This window comes from Agrobacterium sp. 10T429 (assembly GCF_056393925.1).
Genome location: NZ_JBFTGV010000006.1, coordinates 112,394 through 133,627 on the forward strand (window position 1 = coordinate 112,394; position 21,234 = coordinate 133,627).

Genomic DNA, 21,234 nt, shown 5'->3' on the forward strand with positions numbered 1-21,234 from the left:
CAGCGTTTGGCGATTTAAGATTCTGTGGCAAGGCTTATCCTCGAATTCCCGTCTTCAGTCAGGGAATGGCAATATTCACCATATATGTCCTAGCAATGGCAAAGTACATTGATTACGTCAATTATGCGGCGCACTATCCACCGCGGAGGATAGGCTTTTACGCCATGCCGCACCGATGAACCCAGGAATGAACGAATGCCGATTTTGAACAGAGCCGCCGAACTTCAGCAGGAAGTCAGCGAATGGCGGCGTCACCTGCATGAAAATCCCGAGATTTTATATGATGTCGACAACACCGCAGCTTTCGTTGCGGACAAGCTGAAATCTTTCGGCGTTGACGAAATCGTGACCGGTCTTGGCCGCACGGGCGTGGTCGGCATCATCAGAGGCAATATTCCGGGCAATCGCACCATCGGCTTTAGGGCGGATATGGATGCTCTTCCCATCCTTGAGGAAACCGGCAAACCCTGGGCTTCCAAAACCGCAGGCGCCATGCATGCCTGCGGCCACGACGGCCACACCGCCATGCTACTTGGCGCCGCCAAATATCTCGCGGAAACCCGCAATTTCGCCGGGTCCATCGCGGTCATCTTCCAGCCCGCCGAAGAAGGCGGTGCGGGTGCTCTCGCCATGGTCGAGGACGGCCTGATGGAGCGGTTCGGCATCGATGAGGTCTACGGCATGCACAATATGCCGGGTATTCCGCTCGGCTCGTTCGCCATCCGCAAGGGCGGCATCATGGCGGCACCGGACAAGTTCTCGATCACGGTCAAAGGTCGTGGCGGCCATGCAGCCCAGCCGCACCGCACGATCGACCCGATCACGATCGGCGCACAGATCGTCGGCAATCTGCAGATGATCGCCTCGCGCAATGCCGATCCGATCCGATCCGTGGTCGTGTCCGTCACCCGCTTTCATGCCGGCTCCAGCCACAACATCATTCCCAACGACGCGTTGATTGCCGGCACGGTTCGTAGTCTGGACGAGACGGTGCGTGATCTCGCGCAGGATCGCATAAAGCAGATGGCGGAAGGCATAGCGCTAGCAAATGGAGCGGAAGCCGAGGTCGTCTATGAGCGTTATTGCCCGGTGACCTTCAACCATGCGGACGAGACCGACCACGCCATCCGCGTCGCCCGCGATGTGGCTGGTGAAAAGAACGTCGACCCCGATGTCGACCCTTCCATGGCGGGCGAGGATTTTTCCTTCATGTTGAAGGAAAGGCCGGGTGCCTTCATCTTCATCGGCAACGGCGATTCGGCCGGCCTTCACAACCCTGGATACGATTTCAACGACGACGCCATCGCCTACGGCATTTCCTATTGGGTGAAACTTGCCGAGCAACGCCTGACGAACTGACTGCCGGGACGCAAAGAAAGCAGAGGAACAGGTCGACCGCGATAAAGAACGCGGTTGATCCGCCGGCTACGGCAGGTTAAAGAGCAATTCAGTGTCCACGTAGCTCAGCAGGATAGAGCACAGGATTCCTAAGACAAATTGGGGGTTGCGCCCGGAAACGACGCAATCGATCTGCTCAAAGTCGGGGAAAGCTTCGCTGGTCTTCCAGCATGCCAATCCCGAGCCAAGCTCCGGAGAAATCCGGTGAAGGTGTAGAGACTGGATGGGCAGCACCTAAAAGCCGAAAGGCTCACGGTGAAGGGACAGTCCAGACCACGAACGTCCTATCCAATGGAGATGGGCGGCGGCTAAAGCCGAAGTGGTATGAATCCTGGGGTCGGAGGTTCGAATCCTCTCGTGGACACCATTTTCCTGTAAATTCAGTTTAAAACAATAATATAAAAAAGAGCGGAATGTCGTGACCCGCTTCACTGCTCGCCATGCGGCTCTAGTCCTAGACAAACATAATAGCTGTCCCGTTTCGCTCAGCGTGCACACCGGCATATTCGAACGGCGAAGCATCGATTGGTCACGTTCGTTTTACCAATTAGCTCCGGTCTTTTGCGCGGTTGATCGCAAACACATCTCGTGCATCCACAAACAGCACCTATCTAAGATGCTCACACCCGATGAAGGAGACAGAATGATCAACGAATATGGCCCATACGTACAGATGGGAACGCTTGCAGAGCAGATGGCCACCCGATACCGGATGGACCCAAATCTCGCACTGGAACCGCACCTGTTGCACTATATGGAAGAAGTCGAGGTAAATATCGCTGCCGATAGCTTCGATCATGTTGGGTTCATGCACAAGATCCGCAGCCGGCTGGAAATGACACTGGCGAAGACCGTCGACCCTCGATGCCGAGAATTCCTGCATGCAGTTGTGGCCGCACTTCAGGAGCGTATCGATCGTCATTCACTCGACGTTGCGTGATCGCCGTTCCTCCTTCCACTTTGCATCAGGTCTCTGCAAATGAACTTCTATGACGCGGGCAAGAAGCTGCCTGCGACGCGGCGTTCAGCAGCGTGGTGCGCAAGCCGTCAAAAATTCACTCGATGAAAACGCGCACGCTCGAAGCGCGGCCATCGGCGTCGATCACGGTCAGCGTTGAAAACCCCTGCCCTTCCGGTCGCCATTCGCTGTTGCGGCGGAGCGAAGCATCCGGGAGAGGCCTGCCGTTGGCGAGCCAGCGGAAGGGCGCGCGGCCGCCTTGCAGCTTCAGCACTAGCGGCGAAATGCCTGACTGGCTGGAGAGCTCCACCCTAGCCCCTTCCGGTGGATAGACGATGCGCGGCGCGCTTTCGCGCCTTGAGGCCGAAAGCAGGCCGCTTGCGGTCAATGTGAAACGCCGCTGGTTGGCGGGAAGGTCGCTCACGGCCACCCGCGCGACGCCAGAAGGTGCAGCAGGCATTGGCGTGATCGCCACGCCGGATTTCTCGAAAGCCTCGAAGAGGATCGGGGCTGCCGTCGCATAACCGGCAATGCCCGGGACGGCGCCGTTATCGGCACGACCGACCCAGACGCCGATGACATGCCGCCCGTCATAACCTACCGACCAGGCATCACGGTAACCGTAGCTGGTGCCGGTCTTGTAGGCGATGCCGCGCTGCTTCATGCCGAGTGGCGGCAGCACACCGGACAGGATGTCGGAGACGTTCCAGATCGCAGCGTCGGCAAACAGCCGATCTCCGGCAAGCCGTTGCGGCGCGGAGCGCACACCGTCCCCCAGCCGCACAGGGTCGCCGCCGCCGGCAAGGCCCGCATAAAGCTGCACCAGATCAACCAGCGAAATACCAGCACCTCCTAGCGCAATGGCAAGCCCCGGCGCCTCGGTGGTGGGAAGCACGAGCTTCACGCCCGCGCGGCGGAAACGCACCATCAGCGCAGACGGGCTGACAGCATCCAGAAGCTTTACGGCGGGCACATTGAGCGACAGTTGCAGTGCCTGCCTGATGCTCACATCACCCTGATAGTGCATGTCGAAATTACGCGGGCGGTAACCGGAAAAATCCGCCGGGCGATCCTCGATGATAGTTTCCTGCCCGATGAGACCATTTTCAAAGGCAAGGCCATAGATGAACGGCTTGAGGGTGGAGCCCGGCGAGCGCACGGCGCGGCTCATCTCCACGAAACCGCGCCTTGCAGTATCGAGATAATCAGCCGAACCAACTTCAGCCAGAATATCACCGGTCTGCGCGTCGGCCATGACGATGGCGACTGAGACCTTTTCTGTCAGCTTTTCCGCTGCATGGCGGGCAACGGCTTCTAGTTCCCGCTGGATCGGCAATCTGAGCGTCGAGTGCGCCTCGGTGGCATTGGCAAACTTCACGCGTGCGGCAGCCGCCATGTGCGGTGCATAGGCCGGCAGATCGCGCCGGTTGGCGGGAACGGCTGCAAGGGTCGCCCGCTCTGCTTCGCCTTCACCTACCACGCGTTCCACGGCAAGGCGCTGCAAAACCCTCTCCCGCGCCTGCCTTGCCGCATCCGGAAAGCGGTCCGGTCGGCGTTTCTCCGGCAATTGCGGCAGCGCAACCAGAAGAGCCGCCTCCGCCGTGTCGAGCCGGGCGGGCTCCTTGCCAAACCAGGCGAGGCTTGCGGCACGAACACCCTCAAGATTGCCGCCATAAGGCGCGATATTCAGATAAAGATCGAGGATTTCCGCCTTGTCGAGCCGTCTTTCGATCTGGAGCGCGCGCAATCCCTGCAGAAACTTCGCCGAAAACGACCGGTCGGTGCGCGGTTCGATCAGCCGCGCCACCTGCATGGAAAGCGTCGAGGCGCCGGAGACGATCCGGCCGTTGCTTGCCAATTGCCAGGCGGAGCGCAGCAGCGCCCACGGGTCAATGCCGTAATGGTTGTAAAAACGCTGGTCCTCATAAGCGATCAGCATGCGCAGGAACTGCGGATCGACTTCTGCAGCGCTGGTTTTCAGCCGCCAGCGGCCATCAGGTGTCGCAAATGCGCGCAGCAACCGCCCGTCTTTATCCAGCACCTCGAAGGACCGCTGCTGCGCAGCCTCCAGCGGTGGTGGATAGGCCTTGTCCAGCGCATCGAGACCGAAGGCCGCACCGCCTACAAGCAGAGCGGCCGACACGATGCCGACGATGATCGCCTTTTTTCGCCTCATGGGGTTGCCGAACGCACCTCCATGCGGCCCGTTGCCGTGCGGGCGGAAAATTGCGGCCGGTACATATCCTCGACCGAGGCCGCCGGATGATCATAAGTGCCTGGGGTGACGGCCCGGACCACATAGGCCAGCGTGATTTCCGAACTGTCGCCAGCCGTGCGGTCGAAGGCCGCAACGAACCGGTCGTAGCGGAATTCGGTATGCGCAGCTTCGGTTTCCGGCAACCAGTCGAAATTCGAAAGGGCGGCAGAATTGACGAGGCTCGGATTGTCGATCTCAAAACCGGAAGGCAGAAGGTCAGTCACGAGAATGCGTGCTTGCCAGTCATTTTTAGGCGTGACATTCAGCACCGCCACATAACGCTCGTTCTGCACCACCTCGCTCGCGTTCACCTCCTCGCCATCCATGGAATAATAGGTACGGGTAATGGTGAAGCCCTCGCCACCGGCGGCAAGCGGTTGTGCCGGGGGCGCGACCGTGGTGACCACCGCCGTGACCGGATCAGCCGACGCGTTGGCGATCTTCAAGGGTGCCGCCAGCAATTCGTCGCCGCTCATCCGCTTGCCGAAACCACCGGTCTGCAAATCGCCGTTCACATCAAGACGGATATCCTTGTCCTCACCTTTGACGGCGCGGGCGGCAAGCAGCATCCATGCCTGTTCCTGGGTGCTGGTATAGGGTTTCTTTTCCCATTCCTTCGCCACGGCACCTGCAAGTTGCGGCACGACGGCAGGAACCGGACGGCTTTCCGCCGCAAGCGCCAGCGTCGCTGCGCCATCACGCAGGGCGGAACCGTAATCCGCCCTTGCGAAGCTAACCTTGGTGGCACGGCTCGCCATATCGAGCGAGGCACCGAACACAGTCTTCGCGCGTGCCTGATCTCCATAAAGCGAAAGGGCTGCGGCAACCTGCGCCTTGGCAAGCGGTGTGGGGAAATCGGCAAGCGCCGTATCCGCATAATATCTGAGATCGTTGATCGCCGCCTTGCGGTTGCGCGCCAGAACGTAAAGCGAATAGGCGATCTCGTTGCCGCGATCCTTGACGTTGCTATCGTAGGAAAGACCGTTTTGCAGGTTGCTCAAAGCCTGCACCATCGCCTGTTCGGGAACATCGTAACCCTGCTCGCGCGCACGGGTCAGGAAGTCGCTGATATAGGCATCCAGCCACAGATCTCCGTAACCGGGAGACCAGAGGCCGAAACTGCCGGAACTCGACTGGAAGGACAGCACCCGGTAGATCGCCTCCTGCACGCGGCGGCGGGTATCCGGGTCCTCGGCAATGCCGCTATCCTTGGTCATTTCCGAGAGATAAAGCAGCGGCAACGCGCGGCTCGTCGTCTGCTCGGCGCAGCCGTAAGGATATTTGTCGAGCATCATCACCAGCGCCGGAATATCGAAGGCTGGCGAGCGTGTGACGTTGACGGCGACGGACGAACCGAGAAGCATGCTATCGGCCAGAAGGTCGCCATTTATCGTCAGGCTGCTATTGGGCGCGATCTTGATTTCACGCCGCGTCGTGACCGGCAGAACGGCTGGACGCACGGGAACATTCAATACCTGCTCCAGCGAAAGACCGGCAGCATTGGAGACCTTGATGGTGATTGCGCCATTGCCCGGCTGTTCGCCTGTCAACGGCACGGTCAGCGACGACTTGCCGCCCTTTTGCAGTGCCAGGGTCTGCGACATCTCACCCTGATCGACCGTAAGTGCCGTGTTGCTGGTCACATCCAGCCGGTAGTCGCCGGCCTCACCATCGGTATTGGCGATATCGAGCCGCAATTGCGAGACATCGCCGGGCGCGAGGAACTTCGGTGCACTGGCCGTCACCACCACGGGATCTCGAATGACGGCATCGGAGACCGCATGTCCCACGCCAGTCTTCGTCCAGGCGACAGCCATGATGCGGGCCGTGCCGTTGAACTGAGGAATATCGAAGCTCACCGTCGCCTTGCCGTCTGCGTCAAGTTCGACAGGTCCCGAGAAGAAGGCCACGAGCTTTTCGGTGGGCGGGCTGCCCTGCAGTGCTGCGCCCCCGCCATCACCGCCCGTTCTCAGGCGACCGGTGGCGCCAAGCGAGCCGTCGATCAGGCGGCCATAGAGGTCGCGGATTTCCAGCCCCAGCCGTCGCTGACCGAAATACCATTCATCCGGCTTCGGCGGTTCATAGCGGGTGAGGTTCAATATGCCGACATCCACAGCCGCGACGATGACATAGGCCTTTTCGCCCACGCCCGCGCCAGCGACACTGATCGGAATTTCAAGCGGCTGGCGCGGCAGCGTCTTCTGCGGCGCGCCTAGCGTTACCGCAAGCTTGCGCTCGGCGGGATCGACGGCAAGCCACTTGATGCCTATGGCGCGCATCGGCATGCGGCTTTCCTGCGCATCGCCCGGACGGAACAGCGTGGCCGTCACATACGCCCCCGCGCCCCATTCCTCGGTAACGGGAATGTCGATCTCGCCGCCATCCTCACCGATCTCAGCATTCTGCACGGAAATCAGCTTTTCCGAACCTGACGTGACCATCAGCTGACCGGCAAAACGCGACGATACCTTGAGTTTTGCGGTATCGCCGATCTTGTAGTTTTGTTTGTCCAGCGCGATTTCCAGCGCATCCGGCGTCTCTGTCGAGCTTGCCTCGACGTAGAAACCAGCATCGAATTCGACGCTCGAAACCGGTGCGCCATTGCCGGCACCTTCCACTTCCAGCCTGTAGCGGCCCCAGGTGACAGGCACGGAAATCTCACCGCCATTGGCATCGACGGAAACCGTGCCGGTTTCGGTCTGTTTGGTATATTCCACCGGTTCGTACCGCCAGGAGTTACCCTGACGATACCATTGATAGTTTCGCTCTACCTTGATGAGCTTCCAGCTGAGGCCACTCATCGCCTGTTTCGCGCCATCAGCTGTCACGCCGATAATGTGGAAACGGCCAACGGAATTCTGGGCGAGATCACCCGAAAACTGCGGTTTGATGCCGATGACAGGTGCTTGCGCCTTCACCGGCAGCGTCAGAGATCGTTCGACGGCGCGGCCACCGGCCTCGCGCATCCGAACGATGATGTTGGCGGAAAGCAGCTGCGTGGTGGAAGGCAAATCGGTCAGATCGACATTGAAGCTTGCCTTGCCTTCTTCGTCCAGCGCCGGCAGATCGGCAAGCGCGGTGCGATTTTCCTCTTCGCTTTCCTCATCGGCCAGACCGAAGAAATAACCCTCGAAGTCGGTACTCGTCCGGGTCGGCTTGACGGCGACCTCACCTTCCAGCGTCAGGCCAGCTGCGGGCGCGCCGTAGAGATAACGGCCATCGACGTCGATTGCCGTTTCCGCGCCCGGCTCGATCTGTTTCACCTTGCTGGAGAGATCAAATTCGGTGCGATCAGGCACGAAATCATCGACCAGAAAGCTCTTTTCGCTGATCGCAGCCGTTTTCGGATCGGTATGAATGCGCAGCGTCCAGGTGCCGCGCATGGCATTCGCCTGCAAGGGCAGATCGACCGCATGGCCACCGAGCGCCTTGCCGTCGCTCACGAAACGCCGGTCCTCGACGCCATCAGGGCGCGAGAAGATGAAGGTTAGCGGCAGATCCTCGATCGCCTTGCCGTCAACATCACGGGCCAGCGCTGCCGCGTGCACGGTCTCGCCGGCGCGGTAGATGCCGCGCTCTGTCCAGCTGAACACGTCGATAGCGCCGGGGGCCGCGCGCCCAGTCACGCCACGGTCGGAAAGATCGAAACCGGCGCGCGTCATGTCCAGAAAGACGTAGTCCTTGTCGCCGTTGCGCGCTGTGAGGATGGCTGGCGCCTGCGCCGCTGTGCCACGCATCAGGCCTGCCGAAAATACTGCCCTGCCGTCTGCATCCGTCTTTGCCGTGCCGAGCACTTCGTTGTTCTTGGCGAGCAATTGCAAGTCCACCCCGCCAAGCGGTGCGGCGCTGCCGAGCGAGCGCACGAATACGTTCAGGCCATCGGTGCCGGCATAGGTGGTGATGCCCGTATCGGAAACGAGGAACCACTGCGTGGCGCGCGAATCCCATGTCTCCGGTGCGGTGCCGGGCGGTACGGCGGTCAGCACATAGATGCCGGGCTTCCGCTCCGGCAAGGCTTCGTCCACCGGAAAGCTCGTCACTACGTCCTTGTTGAGGTCCGGCTGAATGTCTATCGAACCTTGCCAGACCAGCTCGCCGAGCTCGTTTTCAATACGGTCGGCGTTGTAACCGTCCATCTGCGTCAAAAACTGCGAGTTTGCCAAGACCGACGTGATGTTACGGTCGCCAATACGGTAAAGCTTCAGATCGGCCTTCTCGGCATTGACCGAAACGATGGGAATGCCGCGCCGCGCCGTGCCCGGCAGCACGAAGTTCTCGCCAGTGAAGCGGACGCTCGCTGCACGGTCACGCACGTAGATATCGAGATCGACCTGCTTTTCCAGCGGTTCTTCCACCGAGGACGGCAGGCCGGCGCGGAACGCAATCTTGTAACGCTGACCATGGGTCAGCCCCTCGACGCAAATCTCACTGCCCTTCGCCTCGATCGCCTTGGGTGCAGCACCATCCAATGTGACGAAAGAGGAATAATCGACACCGTTCTTCACCAGCGGTTCGGAAAACTGCACGCATGCGCGCGGGCTGACACTATCCGTATCAATCGTATTGTTGATGACGCGGAATCCCTGGCGCGTGCGCAGATCGGCATAGGCCGCCTTCGTCTGCGCATTATCGGAAAGTGTGAGGCTCTCCTTATAGGCATTAAGGGCCGCACGATAATTCTGGGTCTTTTCGAAAGCCTGGGCCAGCCGGTTCAACGCCTCGGTGCGGGCACTGACCGTGCGGCTCAACTGATAGGCATTGATGGCAGCGGAAGCGGCCTGGCCCGCAATCGCGTAATTGTCGGTAACCTGCGCCGCCCTTTGCGAAAATTCGGCCCAGAGAGCACCGTCATCAGGCGAAATCGCAAGAGCCGCCTTGTAGGTTTCGATCGCGTCGGCTGCCGCCTGCTGCCTTGCCGTTTGCAGCAGGTTCTCCAGTCCCTGGCTCTCCTGCTCCGCGCTTGCCGCAAGGCCCGATTTCAGCCGGCGCGCTTCCTGCTGCAGGCTATCAGTCACGAAAGAAAGACGCTGCGGTGCACCGATATCGGCTTCAGCGACAACCTGCACGATCTTGCCGGCGACGGCACCGGGGAAGGCATTGAGCTGATTGAAATCCGATTTAAGGAAACACCATTGCACCTTGGGATTGTAGGTGAACGCCTTGCAGGCGGTATCGCCGACGCAAATCTCGCCGCACTGCTCAAGCGAGACATTCTGCTCGGTTCTGAGATCGAACCCGAAATAATCGCCATTTTTGGTGGTAACCACCTTGCGGGAAGGTTCCGCCGCCACAGCTGGAATAAAAGTAATGGCGGTTGAGACCGCAATCAACGAGATCCGGACGAGCGCGCGCAACGACATCAGTTTTCTCCCCGCAACAGACATGTCGGGCGGGACTCTGGTCAAATCCACGCACGGTTGTCAACGCATCATCGTCAATTTGCGACGTGACACTGTGGAGAGAGCGGCAGGCAGGGCTAACGCTAGTCTTCTAATTTGCGCGCTTCGGAAATCAGCATGATCGGCACCCCGTCGCGGATCGGGTAGGCGAGCCCTGCGCTTTCTGACACAAGCTCGTTGCGGGCGCGATCGTAGGAAAGACGTCCCTTCGTCAAGGGGCAGACCAGCAGCTCAAGCAGCTTGGGATCGGCATTGCTCATCCTGTCGTCCATGGCGGCGATCCTACTGCAGCACAGTACCGGCCTCGCCCGAGCCCTGGGCAAGAACGATCTCGGTGATGGCGATCAATGTTTCGGCCCGCGTCCTCAGGTCAGGCGCTTCCAGCAGCGCCTGCTTTTCGGCGGGACCAAAGGGAGACATCATGGAAAGCGAATTGACGAGGACACGATTGCCTGCGCGCTCCACGCTTTCCCAATCAGCTTCCAGCTGGTTCGCATCCAGAAACGCACGGAATACCCGCAGCAGATTTTCGCGGTCCACAGCGTCCTCATCATACTCGCCGGAAAGATCGGCGATGAAGGGCGCGTGCCGGAAACTGCGATAGGGTTTGCCCACATCGACCTCTTCCAGCAGGCGGAAGCGGCAGATGCCGGTGAGCGAAATGACATAACGCCCATCCCCGGTTTCCGAAAAGGAAGTGATGCGACCAAGACATCCGACAGCGCTCAAAGGACCACCATCATGCCCCCCCTCAATGACGTGAAGGGCCGGCTGCACCATGCCGATGACCCGGTGGCCGGCCAGTGCCATATCGATCATGGCGAGGTATCTAGGCTCGAAGACATTGAGCGGCAGGTGGCCTTCCGGCAAAAGCAACGCGCCCGACAATGGAAATACCGGCACAGTTTCCGGCAAATCATTGTTCTTCACATATCTCGCATTTCCGACATGCATGGGATCAAGCCCCCTGTTCACCGCTGCCCGGCCGGCGGATCAACCGCCATGGCCGGGATATGCCCGCATTACGAAAACAAGATCGCCGAAAGCTTCCGGCGCCCGGCCACACTTGCCGGATCCTTGAAGCCCCAGGCCTCGAAAAACTCCAGAAGCTGGCGGCGCGCGCCGTCATCATCAAAGGTTCTGTCCTTGCGCATGACATAGAGCAGATGATCCGCTGCCTCATCCCGCCGCCCTTGAGCATTGAGGACCTTGGCAAGCTTCACACGAGCCTCGTAATTATCGGGATCGAGCGCGAGATCACGTTCCAGCGCCACCGGGTCGCCAATCTTGCGGGCTTCTTCATATTGCGCGATCTTTTTCGAGACTAGCTGAATGCCAGCATCTGCGGCCACTTCCGCCGGCAGGGACGAGAGGAGTTCGCTTGCCCGTTCATATTGTCCAACGGCAATCATGCATTCGGCAATACCAGCGATTGCGGCGGCGTTTTCGGGATCGGCCTGCATAACCGCGCCGAACAATTGTGCCGCGCCATTATGATCGCCATCCGCCAGAAGCTGCTTTGCCTCTGCCAGAACCGCTTCGATCTCAGCCTTCGGATCACCCGCATCAGGTCCGGCGATCTTGTCGATGAACTGCTTGATCTGGCTTTCCGGTACCGCGCCCATGAAGCCATCCACCGGCCTGCCATCCAGGAAAGCGACGATAGCGGGAATGGACTGGATGCCGAGTTGTCCTGGAATAGACGGGTGATCGTCGATATTCAGTTTCACAAGCTTCACGCGGCCATTCGCCTCGTTTACTGCCTTTTCGAGAACCGGCGTCAGCTGCTTGCATGGGCCGCACCACGGTGCCCAGAAATCCACCAGAACCGGCTGGTGGCGCGATTCCTCGAGAACATCCTTGGAGAAGGCCGCCGTTGTGGTGTCCTTGATGTGTCCGGAAGACGCGCCGTTCAGCTCCCCGCTATATTGTGCGTTGCCGGACATCTGCCCGCCATAGGAACTGCCGTAAGGATTGTTCGTGCCGCTCATGCCGGTCTCCCGTAATCTCTGTCGTATTGTCTTGGTTGAAGCAAAGATCGTATCTCACTCGCTGACTTTCAAGACAAGCGGCGTGTGGCCGGTCGCCTCCAGGAAGCGAATGAGGTCTTTGTTTCCTATCGTCGTCGTCTGGTCGTTGGAAAGCGGGTGACCGTTGATAAGCTCGTTTTCCAGAAGATCGCTGTCGAGTACGAAGGTGACCTGCCCACCCGTGTCGTTGATGGCGCCGAAAACCGTGACAGATCCCGGCACGACACCCAGATATTCAAGCATTTTTTCCGGCCTGCCGAAGGATACGCGGCTTGCCGCGCCAATCGTCTTGTGAACGCTTTTCAGATCGACGACCGCGTTCTCCTCAACGGTCAGAACGAAATATTGATCCTTCTTGTCCTTCACAAAAAGGTTCTTCGTGTGGCCGCCCGGAATTAGATCACGCAATGACTGGGATTCGGCAACGGTGTAGACCGGCTCATGCTGTTTTGTCTTATGCTCGATGCCGAGCCCGTCCAGAAACGCTAACAAGTCCGCTGCCGTCTTCGGAGAATTTTCCGCCATATCCTGCCGCCTGCCTTTGCCGATTCCGATATCCTCTCCGTCATGATTAAGGGGGCAACCGCGGCTTGGCAACGCGTGAAAAAGCGACGGCGCGAAAATTCCCAATCATTTCCGCCGCTTGTCGCATTTCTCAAAGAAATTTTCGCGTTTTTGTCATTTCCCTGTTGCATTCCAAAATCGATTGAGCGATATAGCGCCCGTCGCCGCATTGCGGTGGCCCACGGTTCAGCGTACTACCCCGGACCGATGGATTTGAGCGGGTGTAGCTCAGGGGTAGAGCACAACCTTGCCAAGGTTGGGGTCGAGGGTTCAAATCCCTTCGCCCGCTCCAAAATTTCCCAGGACACAGTTACTTGCGTTATTTCGATTGCTTGTGAAGACACCGCTCCTGCTCTGTCGGCTTGGCGTGCATGATTTTTATCGGGCGACATGTAATCAGGCGGAACTTATGGCGAGGATATCCGTTCTTGACGCGAGGCTCCTAACCTCAGTTCCCCTCTGAATTGCCCGCCGCGAGCGGGCATTTTTTTGTCACCCCGTGAAAATACCATTTGGCACAGGGAACAGCTTCCGGGCGCATCGCGTTTTCCTGCGTTGTTCAAAGCGAGGGGATAGCTCATGTCGATAAATCTCAGACGAACTTGTGCGGTTGCCGTATTTGCCGTCCTGTCCATCCCGGCTGCTTCTTTCGCTGCCGATATGATCACTTACGGAAGGGAAACGGCCCCGAAATACAAAGTGCACCATCATCCACGTGCCGTTGCAAATGTGTATGCTGCCGGCGCGCCCTTACGCTGCAACGAGAATATCGTGTCTTACCGCTCCCCTTACGAGCGGCATACGGAAGTGGTTACTCTCTGCCATCCGCCGCTAAACTGGCAAACAGAGTCTTCTACCGCAACAATATGGTCGCCTTGATCTTGTCATAATTCATTTGATGTGCTTTTGTTCGCTCGCCCTTGTGGGAGGGGGTAAAGGTTGAGACCCGCTGGCTGTTTCGATACGGCAAGCGGGTTTCCCTTTTTTTGGCGTCCGGCCAGCCACAGGTAGTGCGAGGAATGCCGCAAATTCTCAACGTACGTCCAGAAGACGACGCAAACTTTGCTTTTCTCATTGAAGATGAATGGTAGCGGGAGAGGGACTTGAACCCCCGACACGCGGATTATGATTCCGCTGCTCTAACCACCTGAGCTACCCCGCCACAGGGAAAACGTGACAGCCATGTGACCGTCCGCTCCATCAGGATGAGCGGCTTATAAGGTGCCGCTCCCCAAAGTGTCAAGCGCATGACGCGCAAAAAATTCGCTTTCCACACGGCGGTGAAAACCGAATTGTTTCAGGCAGCAACCGGCTTTTCCAAAAGCGCCTTCAGCGAAGCCTCGGCGTCCACCGAGCGTTCCGAACGTTCGATGAAACCACCACCGTAAACGCGGGCATCCGCGCCCGGTGCAGAATAGAGCACGCAGGCCTGACCGGGAGCGACACCCGCCTCGCCGGTCATCAAATCCACGTAGATGCCGTTTTCATCGGCATGCAACATCGCTTCGGTTGGCGGGCGGGTGGAGCGCACCTTGGCGAAGCAGGCAAAGCCCTGCCGGGCCTCGTCCGCAAGCGCGCCATCGCCAAGCCAGTTCATGTCTCGCAGATAGACACGGCGGGTCTCCAGCGCCTCCCGCGGACCGACGATGACCCTGCGGCCACGCGCATCGAGATGCACGACGTACAGCGGCTCTCCAGTCGCGACACCAATACCCCGGCGCTGACCGATGGTATAATGCACGATACCGTCATGGCGGCCGAGTACGCGCCCGTCCAGATGGACGATATCGCCCGCCAACGCCGCATTCGGCTTCAGCTTGTTGATGATATCGGTATATTTGCCCTGAGGTACGAAACAGATGTCCTGACTGTCGGCCTTCTTGGCGACGACGAGACCCATATCTTCCGCCAGCGCGCGTGTTTCGGCCTTTGAGAGGCCGCCGAGCGGAAACCGCAGATAGTCGATCTGCTCCTGCGTCGTTGCAAACAGGAACCAGCTCTGGTCACGATCGCTATCGATCGGGCGATAGAGCGCGCGGCGTCCCGGTTGGCCGGCAACGGGATTGGGACGCGAGCGGATGTAGTGGCCGGTCGCCAGCGCATCTGCGCCGAGTTCCTGAGCAGTGGCGAGCAGATCGGCGAATTTTACCGTCTGGTTGCAGGCAACGCAGGGGATCGGCGTTTCACCCATCGCATAGGCTTCGGCAAAGGGATTGATGACGGTTTCGCGGAACCGCGCTTCATAATCCAGCACATAGTGGGGAATGCCGAGCGTTTCGCAGACCCTGCGCGCATCGTCAATATCCTGTCCCGCACAGCAGGAGCCGGCGCGGTGCACAGCCGCACCGTGGTCGTAAAGCTGGAGAGTTATGCCGAGGACGTCATAGCCCTCGCGCTTGAGGATACCGGCCACAACCGAAGAATCGACGCCACCGGACATGGCGACAACGATCCGGGTGTCTTCCGGCCTCTTGTCAAAATCGAGCGTATTCACGTTTTTTCCCATCGTCAGTCATAACGGGGGTAAAGGCCCCGCCGCCTGTCGGTCATCCGCTGCGGGAAGCCTTAGTCGAAAAAGACTGTCCTGCCTCGCCATCATGCGGATTTAAGGGCTGCATATAGAAAGGAATGGCCGCGCACGCAAGTACGGGGCGGAAAACCGCCCCGTAAAGCCATCAGAGTGAGGTGGTGACCGGTTGTTAAGCGCCCGCCGTCTTCTGGCCGCTGCTGCCAATCCACTTGTCGCGCTCCCTCCACAGGGCCGGCAAAGCCAGCAAGCCTATTGCGGTAAGGGCAATCAGCGTCTTGCTGACCTGCGACAGTTCGGCCGTACGGCCATCCAGATAATAGACGCCATAGACGATAGCCACGTGCCAGACATAGACCTGAAGCGAATGGCGGCCGAGCAGCTGCAGGAATTTCAGCGAGAGCACCCAGATCACGCCCTCCGCAATCGAGCGAACGATCGGGCGGTGATGCTTCGGACCGGCGATCACCAGCCAAGTGAGACCCACACCAACAGCAAGGAAATTGATGAGGTAGACCGGGCCGAAATCGGCGCGGATTTCCATGGTGGAGAACTTGCCCATCACGAATTCCGGCATCAGGCCCCAGGCGGTTGCAATACGAAGCGGCATGAAAAACAGGCAGATGAGAAGTGCCGCCTTCGGAAGCCACGTTTGTTGCGGTGAGAAGATCGCCTTCCACGGAATGCGGTTCTGCGCCGTCATCGCGCCCAGCACCAGCGCCGAGTAGAACACAAGCTGCCAACCGAGAAGGTTGAAGCTAACACGGATACCCTGCTCGTCGGCACCCTTTACGAGTTCATTGAGCGGCGTCGTCACGATCTGCTGAAGACCGAGCTGGCCGGCCATCCAGACCAGCAGCGAGCCTGCCATGACATAAGCCCATTTGCCGTCGAGGCAGAGTTTAACGAGGACGGGTGCGAACAGCATGTAAACAATGTACTGCGGCAGAATATCCATGAATGTCGGCTGGAAGAGGAATGTGGCAATCGCCGCCAGACGCAGCGGATCGTCGAACGACGTCATGCCCAGCCAGTTGTACCAGATGTACGGCGCATGCGGGATGACCATGCGGAAGAACAGCACGGCGATGACGAGACCCATCGCATAGCGATAGAGCTCCATCGCTCGGTTCCAGATCATCTGTTTGCCGGCATCATATCCATATTTCATCATCTTGCGGGCATAGACCATGCCGATCAGCAGACCGGACAGAAAGACGAAGCCCTGCGCGTCTTCCACGAAGGCAAACTGGCGGTGATTGATTTCCACCAGCCAGAAACCGCCTGCAAACACCAGATGGTTGATCAGCATGAAGACGAGGAAGTAACCACGCATCCCGTCGATCAGGTCAAAGCGTTTCATCTCGATAGCTCTCCGTTCTCGCGGGCCGTGCATTGCCCGGCCACCCAGCCCGGCTTGCGGGAGGCGGGCCGGGAATTGGATTGTCAACGCTGTTTTGCGCCTGTGGTTCCCTTCCCAAAGCGGTTTAGAACCGGCGCGAAAAGTAACATTGACGTGTACGCATGCTGGTTAGGATGCGCGGACTGAACACCGGATGAATGAAAAACGGCAATTCCGTGGAGCAAAAGAGCTATGCGTCAGCGCCACACCTCGACGAAGAGGGCGCAAACCCCTGCATGGCAGGGAAAACGCGGACAGCCACTCGCGGGACGATACAGATATCACCCGTTAGATTTATCAGTCATTTTTTTGGAGAGTTGTGATCTGCCACCGCGATCACTGAATTATCGACGAAAGACAATGTCGAGGCATCACGCATCGCGGTACGCAAAAGCCCGGAGGTTGGTAAAACCTCCGGGCTGTTTCATTCAGACAAGACTACGCGTCGTCTCAGGCAGCGGCCTGAATGGCGGCGACCTGCCAGTTGTCGTTACCGCCACGGCGCACGAAGGTCCACATTTCCACCGCTTCGGACGGATGCTGCTCGTCCCCTTCGATCACCTTGCCGGAAGTGCGGTCGCGCATAATGTCGATGGCGGAGTAGCGCATGGCTACCGTTGCATAGTCCTGGCCTTCTTCGTGCCAGGCTTCGGCAACGTCGCCCTGCAGCAGCGTGACGTCGCGCACGTCGTTTTTCACGCCGCTCGTCGCGTTGTCGCTCAGTTCCTCAGCAAGATAGGACATGGCTTCCGGCGTCGTCAGCTTGCGCAACGTGCCGTAATCTTCAGCGCCATAGGCAGCCTGAACATCCTGCAGCATTTTCTGGAAGACTTCGAGATCGCTCTGGGTAATGCCAATTTCGTCACCTTCGGACATTGCATTGGCATGTGCCACCGGCTTTGCGGTTGCTGCAGTGGCCGCGGCTGCGCCGCCTGCAGCACCTGCAAGCGCGCCGATCTTCGGAATCTTGAATGAGGATGCGGAAGGACCTGCCTGCGGGCCGCCATTAAAGGAGGAGCCGGAATGATCCGTGCGCTGCGATCCGCCTGCGCCACCGAAAGCCGGCTGGCCCTGACGGCGCGATGCGAAGAAGCGCATGGCGAACATGACCAGAAGGCCAATCAGCGCCACCTGCAGCAACATACCGAAGAAACCGGCCATGCCGCCGAAACCGCCGCCCATGAGCATGCCGAACAGGCCACCCATCAGCAGTCCGCCCATCAAGCCACCCATCATGCCGCCAAACAGGCCACGGCTCTGCTGCGGTGCCTGCGCACCGGGACGCGCCGGCTGTGCAGCACCGGGCGTCGCCTGGTTCTGCTGGGTGTTAGGAGTCATGCTACGGTTGATCGGCGCGGTCTGGCCGGGGGCGGTGCTGGTCGACGGCGGCGCGGAAAAAGTCCTTGTGCCGCGGCTACCGAAACCGCCGCTCGCACGGCGTGCTTCCGCCATATCGACGGCTACGAAAGATACCGCGATACCAAGCGCGGCGACTGCGAACAAACCTTTGAAGCGCCGAAAGGCAGCAAACATCACTATCTCCTGTTGGCCACCCTCCCATGAGCGGCATATCAGCACGCGATATAGCAACTCATGATCATCATTTTTAGTATGCCCGCCTTAAATTTTTCGTGATATGCAACCAGAGAGAGAAACACGCACACATTTCGGTGAAACCGGCGGTTCAGAAACAAAAAAACCGGCACAGGGTTTCCCCTGCACCGGCCCTTATTGTCCCCTTGGGAGGAACGATAGGTATCAGTCGATGTTGAATGTCAGCGGCCTGACCTGGCGGATTGCCGGGTTGGCGCGCAGCTTGTCCAGCACGTCTTCGGAAACCGGACCATCGACATAAAGAAGCGCGATGGCGTCGCCGCCTTCCTTTTCACGACCGAGCTGGAAGTTGGCAATGTTGACGCCAGCCTCACCAAGCGTGGTGCCCATGAAGCCGATCATGCCGGGAACGTCGGTGTTGGTGATGTAGATCATGTGCGATCCAACATCCGCATCCATGTTGATGTTCTTGATCTGGATGAAGCGCGGCTTGCCATCCGAGAACACCGTACCAGCAACCGAGCGAACCTGGTTTTCAGTCTTGACCGTCAACTTGATGTAACCGTCGTAAACGCCGGTCTTGTCACGCTTGACCTCGGACAGGATAACGCCCTTTTCCTTGATCATAACAGGCGCGGAAACCATGTTCACATCCGCAACTTGGCTGCGGATAAGGCCCGCCAGCAACGCGCTGGTCAGCGCCTTGGTGTTCATGTTGGCGGTTGCGCCATCATAAAGGATTTCGATTTCCTTGGTGGCGCTTTCCTGCACCTGACCGACGAAGGAGCCGAGAACATCCGCCAGACGGATGAAGGGCTTCAGGCGCGGTGCTTCTTCCGCCGTGATCGATGGCATGTTGATGGCGTTGGAGACGGCACCCTTGACCAGATAATCCGACATCTGCTCGGCAACCTGAAGTGCAACGTTTTCCTGTGCTTCCGTGGTCGAAGCGCCGAGATGCGGCGTGCAGACGACATTGGGAAGACCAAAAAGCGGGCTTTCGGTGGCGGGCTCGACTTCGAAAACGTCAAAGCCTGCACCGGCGACATGGCCGGACTTGATGGCGTCGGCAAGAGCCGCCTCATCCACCAGACCGCCACGGGCGCAATTGACGATACGTACGCCCTTCTTGGTCTTGGCAAGGTTTTCGGCATTGAGGATGCCGCGTGTCTTGTCGGTCATCGGCACATGCAGGGTGATGAAATCGGCCTGCGCCAACAGCTCGTCCAGCTCAACCTTCGTCACGCCCATTTCCTGCGCGCGCTCCGGCGACAGGAAGGGATCGTAGGCCAGAACGTGCATCTTCAGGCCAAGTGCGCGCGAGCAGACGATGGAGCCGATGTTGCCGGCACCGATGACGCCGAGCGTCTTGCCGGTGATTTCGACACCCATGAATTTCGACTTTTCCCACTTACCCGCCTGCGTGGAGCTATCGGCAGCCGGAAGCTGACGCGCGACGGCGAACATCAGCGCAATCGCATGTTCGGCAGTGGTGATAGAGTTGCCGAACGGCGTGTTCATGACGATGATACCACGGCGCGAAGCGGCCGGGATATCGACGTTATCGACGCCGATGCCGGCGCGGCCGATGACCTTGAGATTGGTCGCCGCTTCGATCAGCTTTTCGGTCGCCTTCGTGGCGGAACGAATGGCAAGACCATCGTAATTGCCGATGATTTCAGCCAGCTTGTCCTTGTCCTTGCCGAGTTTCGGCTGGAAATCGACTTCGACGCCACGATCACGGAAAATCTGGACGGCGGTTTCCGACAGTTCGTCGGATACGAGTACGCGAGGTGCCATGGTTCAGGGGCTCCTTGAAAAACGGTGCAGTTTTAAAAGCGGGAAATCGGCGGCCCTGCATCAACGCAGGGCCGGTATCAAAATCAGGCGGCAGCCTTGGAAAGTGTTGCCTTCTGCGTCTGGTAGGCCCAGGTGAGCCAGGGCATGACGGCTTCCATATCGGCCGTCTCGATGGTTGCGCCGGCCCAGATGCGCAGACCGGACGGTGCGTCACGGTAAGCGCCGATATCAAGGGCGACATTTTCCTTTTCAAGCAGGGCAACGATGCCCTTGGCGAAATCCGCCTGCGCAGCAGCATCCAGCGCCTGTACGTCGGGATCGACGATCTTCAGGCAGACGGAGGTGTTGGAGCGGGTTTCCGGCTTGACGGCCAGGTTGGCGATCCAGTCGTTCTTCTCGATAAAGTCGTAGATGACCTTGGCATTAGCATCAGCACGGCCAATCAGCGCCTTCAGGCCACCAAGGTTCTTCGCCCACAGCAGCGCGTCGATATAATCCTCAACGCAGAGCATGGACGGGGTGTTGATGGTTTCGCCAGTGAAGATGCCTTCGATGAGCTTGCCGCCGGAGACCATGCGGAAGATTTTCGGCAGCGGCCATGCCGGCGCGTAACTCACGAGACGCTCGACAGCGCGCGGCGAAAGAATGATGACGCCGTGGCCACCCTCGCCGCCCAGAACCTTCTGCCAGGAGAAGGTGACGACGTCGAGCTTTGCAAAGTCCATATCCTGCGCGAAGGCCGCCGAGGTGGCATCGCAGATCGTCAGACCCTTGCGGTCAGCAGGAATGAAATCGGCATTGGGAACGCGGACACCGGAGGTGGTGCCGTTCCAGGTGAAAACCACATCGCGGTCGAAATCGACTTCTGCCAGGTTCGGCAGCAGGCCGTAATCGGCCTCCAACTTGCGTACGTCCTTCAGCTTCAGCTGCTTGACGACATCGGTAACCCAGCCGGCACCGAAGCTTTCCCAGGCAAGCATATCGACACCGCGTTCACCGAGCAGCGACCAAAGGGCCATTTCAACGGCGCCGGTGTCAGACGCGGGAACAATACCGATGCGATAATCGGCGGGAACATTGAGAATTTCACGGGTGAGATCGATGGCCTGCTTCAGCTTGGCTTTGCCAACCTTGGCGCGATGCGAGCGACCGAGCGGTGCATCGGAGAGAGCATCTAGCGACCAACCGGGGCGCTTCGAGCAGGGACCAGAAGAAAAATGCGTATTGCCCGGACGGAGGTCCGGCTTCACTATATCTGTCATTTGACTACCCTTTCAGATAGGCGCCTCTCGTTAGGGAGAGGTGTCCTGACGCCGTTGCTATTCCTCTCACCGGCCTCCGTCAA

General features: G+C 59.0%; 13 protein-coding genes and 2 tRNA genes. 3 read left to right on the forward strand and 12 right to left on the reverse strand.

Annotated features, from left to right (window positions below):
- Positions 1-195 precede the first annotated feature (195 nt).
- Together AC1DCP_RS15315 and AC1DCP_RS15320 are read left to right on the forward strand one after the other, a co-directional pair.
- The gene (locus tag AC1DCP_RS15315; RefSeq protein WP_025595401.1) at positions 196-1,359 is read left to right on the forward strand and encodes a M20 aminoacylase family protein; all 1,164 of its coding nucleotides are present in this window, start codon (positions 196-198) and stop codon (positions 1,357-1,359) included.
- A gap of 682 nt (positions 1,360-2,041) precedes the next feature.
- Positions 2,042-2,338, forward strand: coding sequence for a hypothetical protein (locus AC1DCP_RS15320; RefSeq protein ID WP_065687920.1), 297 nt, complete (start codon positions 2,042-2,044; stop codon positions 2,336-2,338).
- A gap of 115 nt (positions 2,339-2,453) precedes the next feature.
- Here the strand turns inward: AC1DCP_RS15320 and pbpC are convergent, their stop codons facing one another.
- The 6 genes from pbpC to AC1DCP_RS15350 all read right to left on the reverse strand — a co-directional run bounded on the left by pbpC (position 2,454) and on the right by AC1DCP_RS15350 (position 12,567).
- A complete protein-coding gene (gene pbpC / locus AC1DCP_RS15325; RefSeq protein ID WP_162685918.1) occupies positions 2,454-4,532 on the reverse strand; it encodes a penicillin-binding protein 1C in 2,079 nt (692 codons plus the stop codon).
- Positions 4,529-9,973: an alpha-2-macroglobulin family protein gene (locus AC1DCP_RS15330; protein ID WP_111842192.1), complete on the reverse strand. Its 5,445-nt coding sequence runs from the start codon at positions 9,971-9,973 to the stop codon at positions 4,529-4,531. The genes pbpC and AC1DCP_RS15330 overlap by 4 nt, the downstream gene beginning before the upstream one ends.
- Before the next feature lie 122 nt (positions 9,974-10,095).
- The gene (locus AC1DCP_RS15335; RefSeq protein ID WP_003511371.1) at positions 10,096-10,284 is read right to left on the reverse strand and encodes a Trm112 family protein; all 189 of its coding nucleotides are present in this window, start codon (positions 10,282-10,284) and stop codon (positions 10,096-10,098) included.
- A 10-nt stretch (positions 10,285-10,294) separates the two neighbouring features.
- Positions 10,295-10,966: an LON peptidase substrate-binding domain-containing protein gene (locus AC1DCP_RS15340; protein ID WP_003511372.1), complete on the reverse strand. Its 672-nt coding sequence runs from the start codon at positions 10,964-10,966 to the stop codon at positions 10,295-10,297.
- A 68-nt stretch (positions 10,967-11,034) separates the two neighbouring features.
- On the reverse strand, positions 11,035-12,003 hold the full coding sequence (trxA, locus tag AC1DCP_RS15345) for a thioredoxin (protein WP_003511373.1): 969 nt from the start codon (positions 12,001-12,003) through the stop codon (positions 11,035-11,037).
- 54 nt (positions 12,004-12,057) lie between these two features.
- Positions 12,058-12,567: a prolyl-tRNA synthetase associated domain-containing protein gene (locus AC1DCP_RS15350; RefSeq protein WP_476774411.1), complete on the reverse strand. Its 510-nt coding sequence runs from the start codon at positions 12,565-12,567 to the stop codon at positions 12,058-12,060.
- Between the two features lie 256 nt (positions 12,568-12,823).
- On the opposite strand from AC1DCP_RS15350, the gene AC1DCP_RS15355 reads away from it, so the two are divergent.
- Positions 12,824-12,898, forward strand: a tRNA-Gly gene (locus AC1DCP_RS15355).
- Between the two features lie 793 nt (positions 12,899-13,691).
- Here AC1DCP_RS15355 and AC1DCP_RS15360 read toward each other — a convergent pair.
- From AC1DCP_RS15360 to AC1DCP_RS15385, 6 genes are all read right to left on the reverse strand, one after another.
- A tRNA-Met gene (locus AC1DCP_RS15360) sits at positions 13,692-13,768 on the reverse strand.
- A gap of 135 nt (positions 13,769-13,903) precedes the next feature.
- Complete coding sequence (mnmA, locus tag AC1DCP_RS15365) at positions 13,904-15,100, reverse strand: tRNA 2-thiouridine(34) synthase MnmA (RefSeq protein WP_003511375.1); 1,197 nt, start codon at positions 15,098-15,100, stop codon at positions 13,904-13,906.
- Between the two features lie 205 nt (positions 15,101-15,305).
- Positions 15,306-16,496 carry an OpgC family protein gene (locus AC1DCP_RS15370; RefSeq protein ID WP_003511376.1) on the reverse strand — a complete coding sequence of 397 codons (1,191 nt, stop codon included), beginning with the start codon at positions 16,494-16,496 and terminating at the stop codon, positions 15,306-15,308.
- Positions 16,497-16,985: 489 nt separating this feature from the next.
- Complete coding sequence (locus tag AC1DCP_RS15375) at positions 16,986-18,068, reverse strand: Tim44 domain-containing protein (RefSeq protein WP_003511377.1); 1,083 nt, start codon at positions 18,066-18,068, stop codon at positions 16,986-16,988.
- 225 nt (positions 18,069-18,293) lie between these two features.
- On the reverse strand, positions 18,294-19,889 hold the full coding sequence (serA, locus tag AC1DCP_RS15380; RefSeq protein ID WP_003511378.1) for a phosphoglycerate dehydrogenase: 1,596 nt from the start codon (positions 19,887-19,889) through the stop codon (positions 18,294-18,296).
- An 83-nt stretch (positions 19,890-19,972) separates the two neighbouring features.
- On the reverse strand, positions 19,973-21,151 hold the full coding sequence (locus AC1DCP_RS15385) for a phosphoserine transaminase (protein ID WP_476774412.1): 1,179 nt from the start codon (positions 21,149-21,151) through the stop codon (positions 19,973-19,975).
- Positions 21,152-21,234 lie beyond the last annotated feature (83 nt).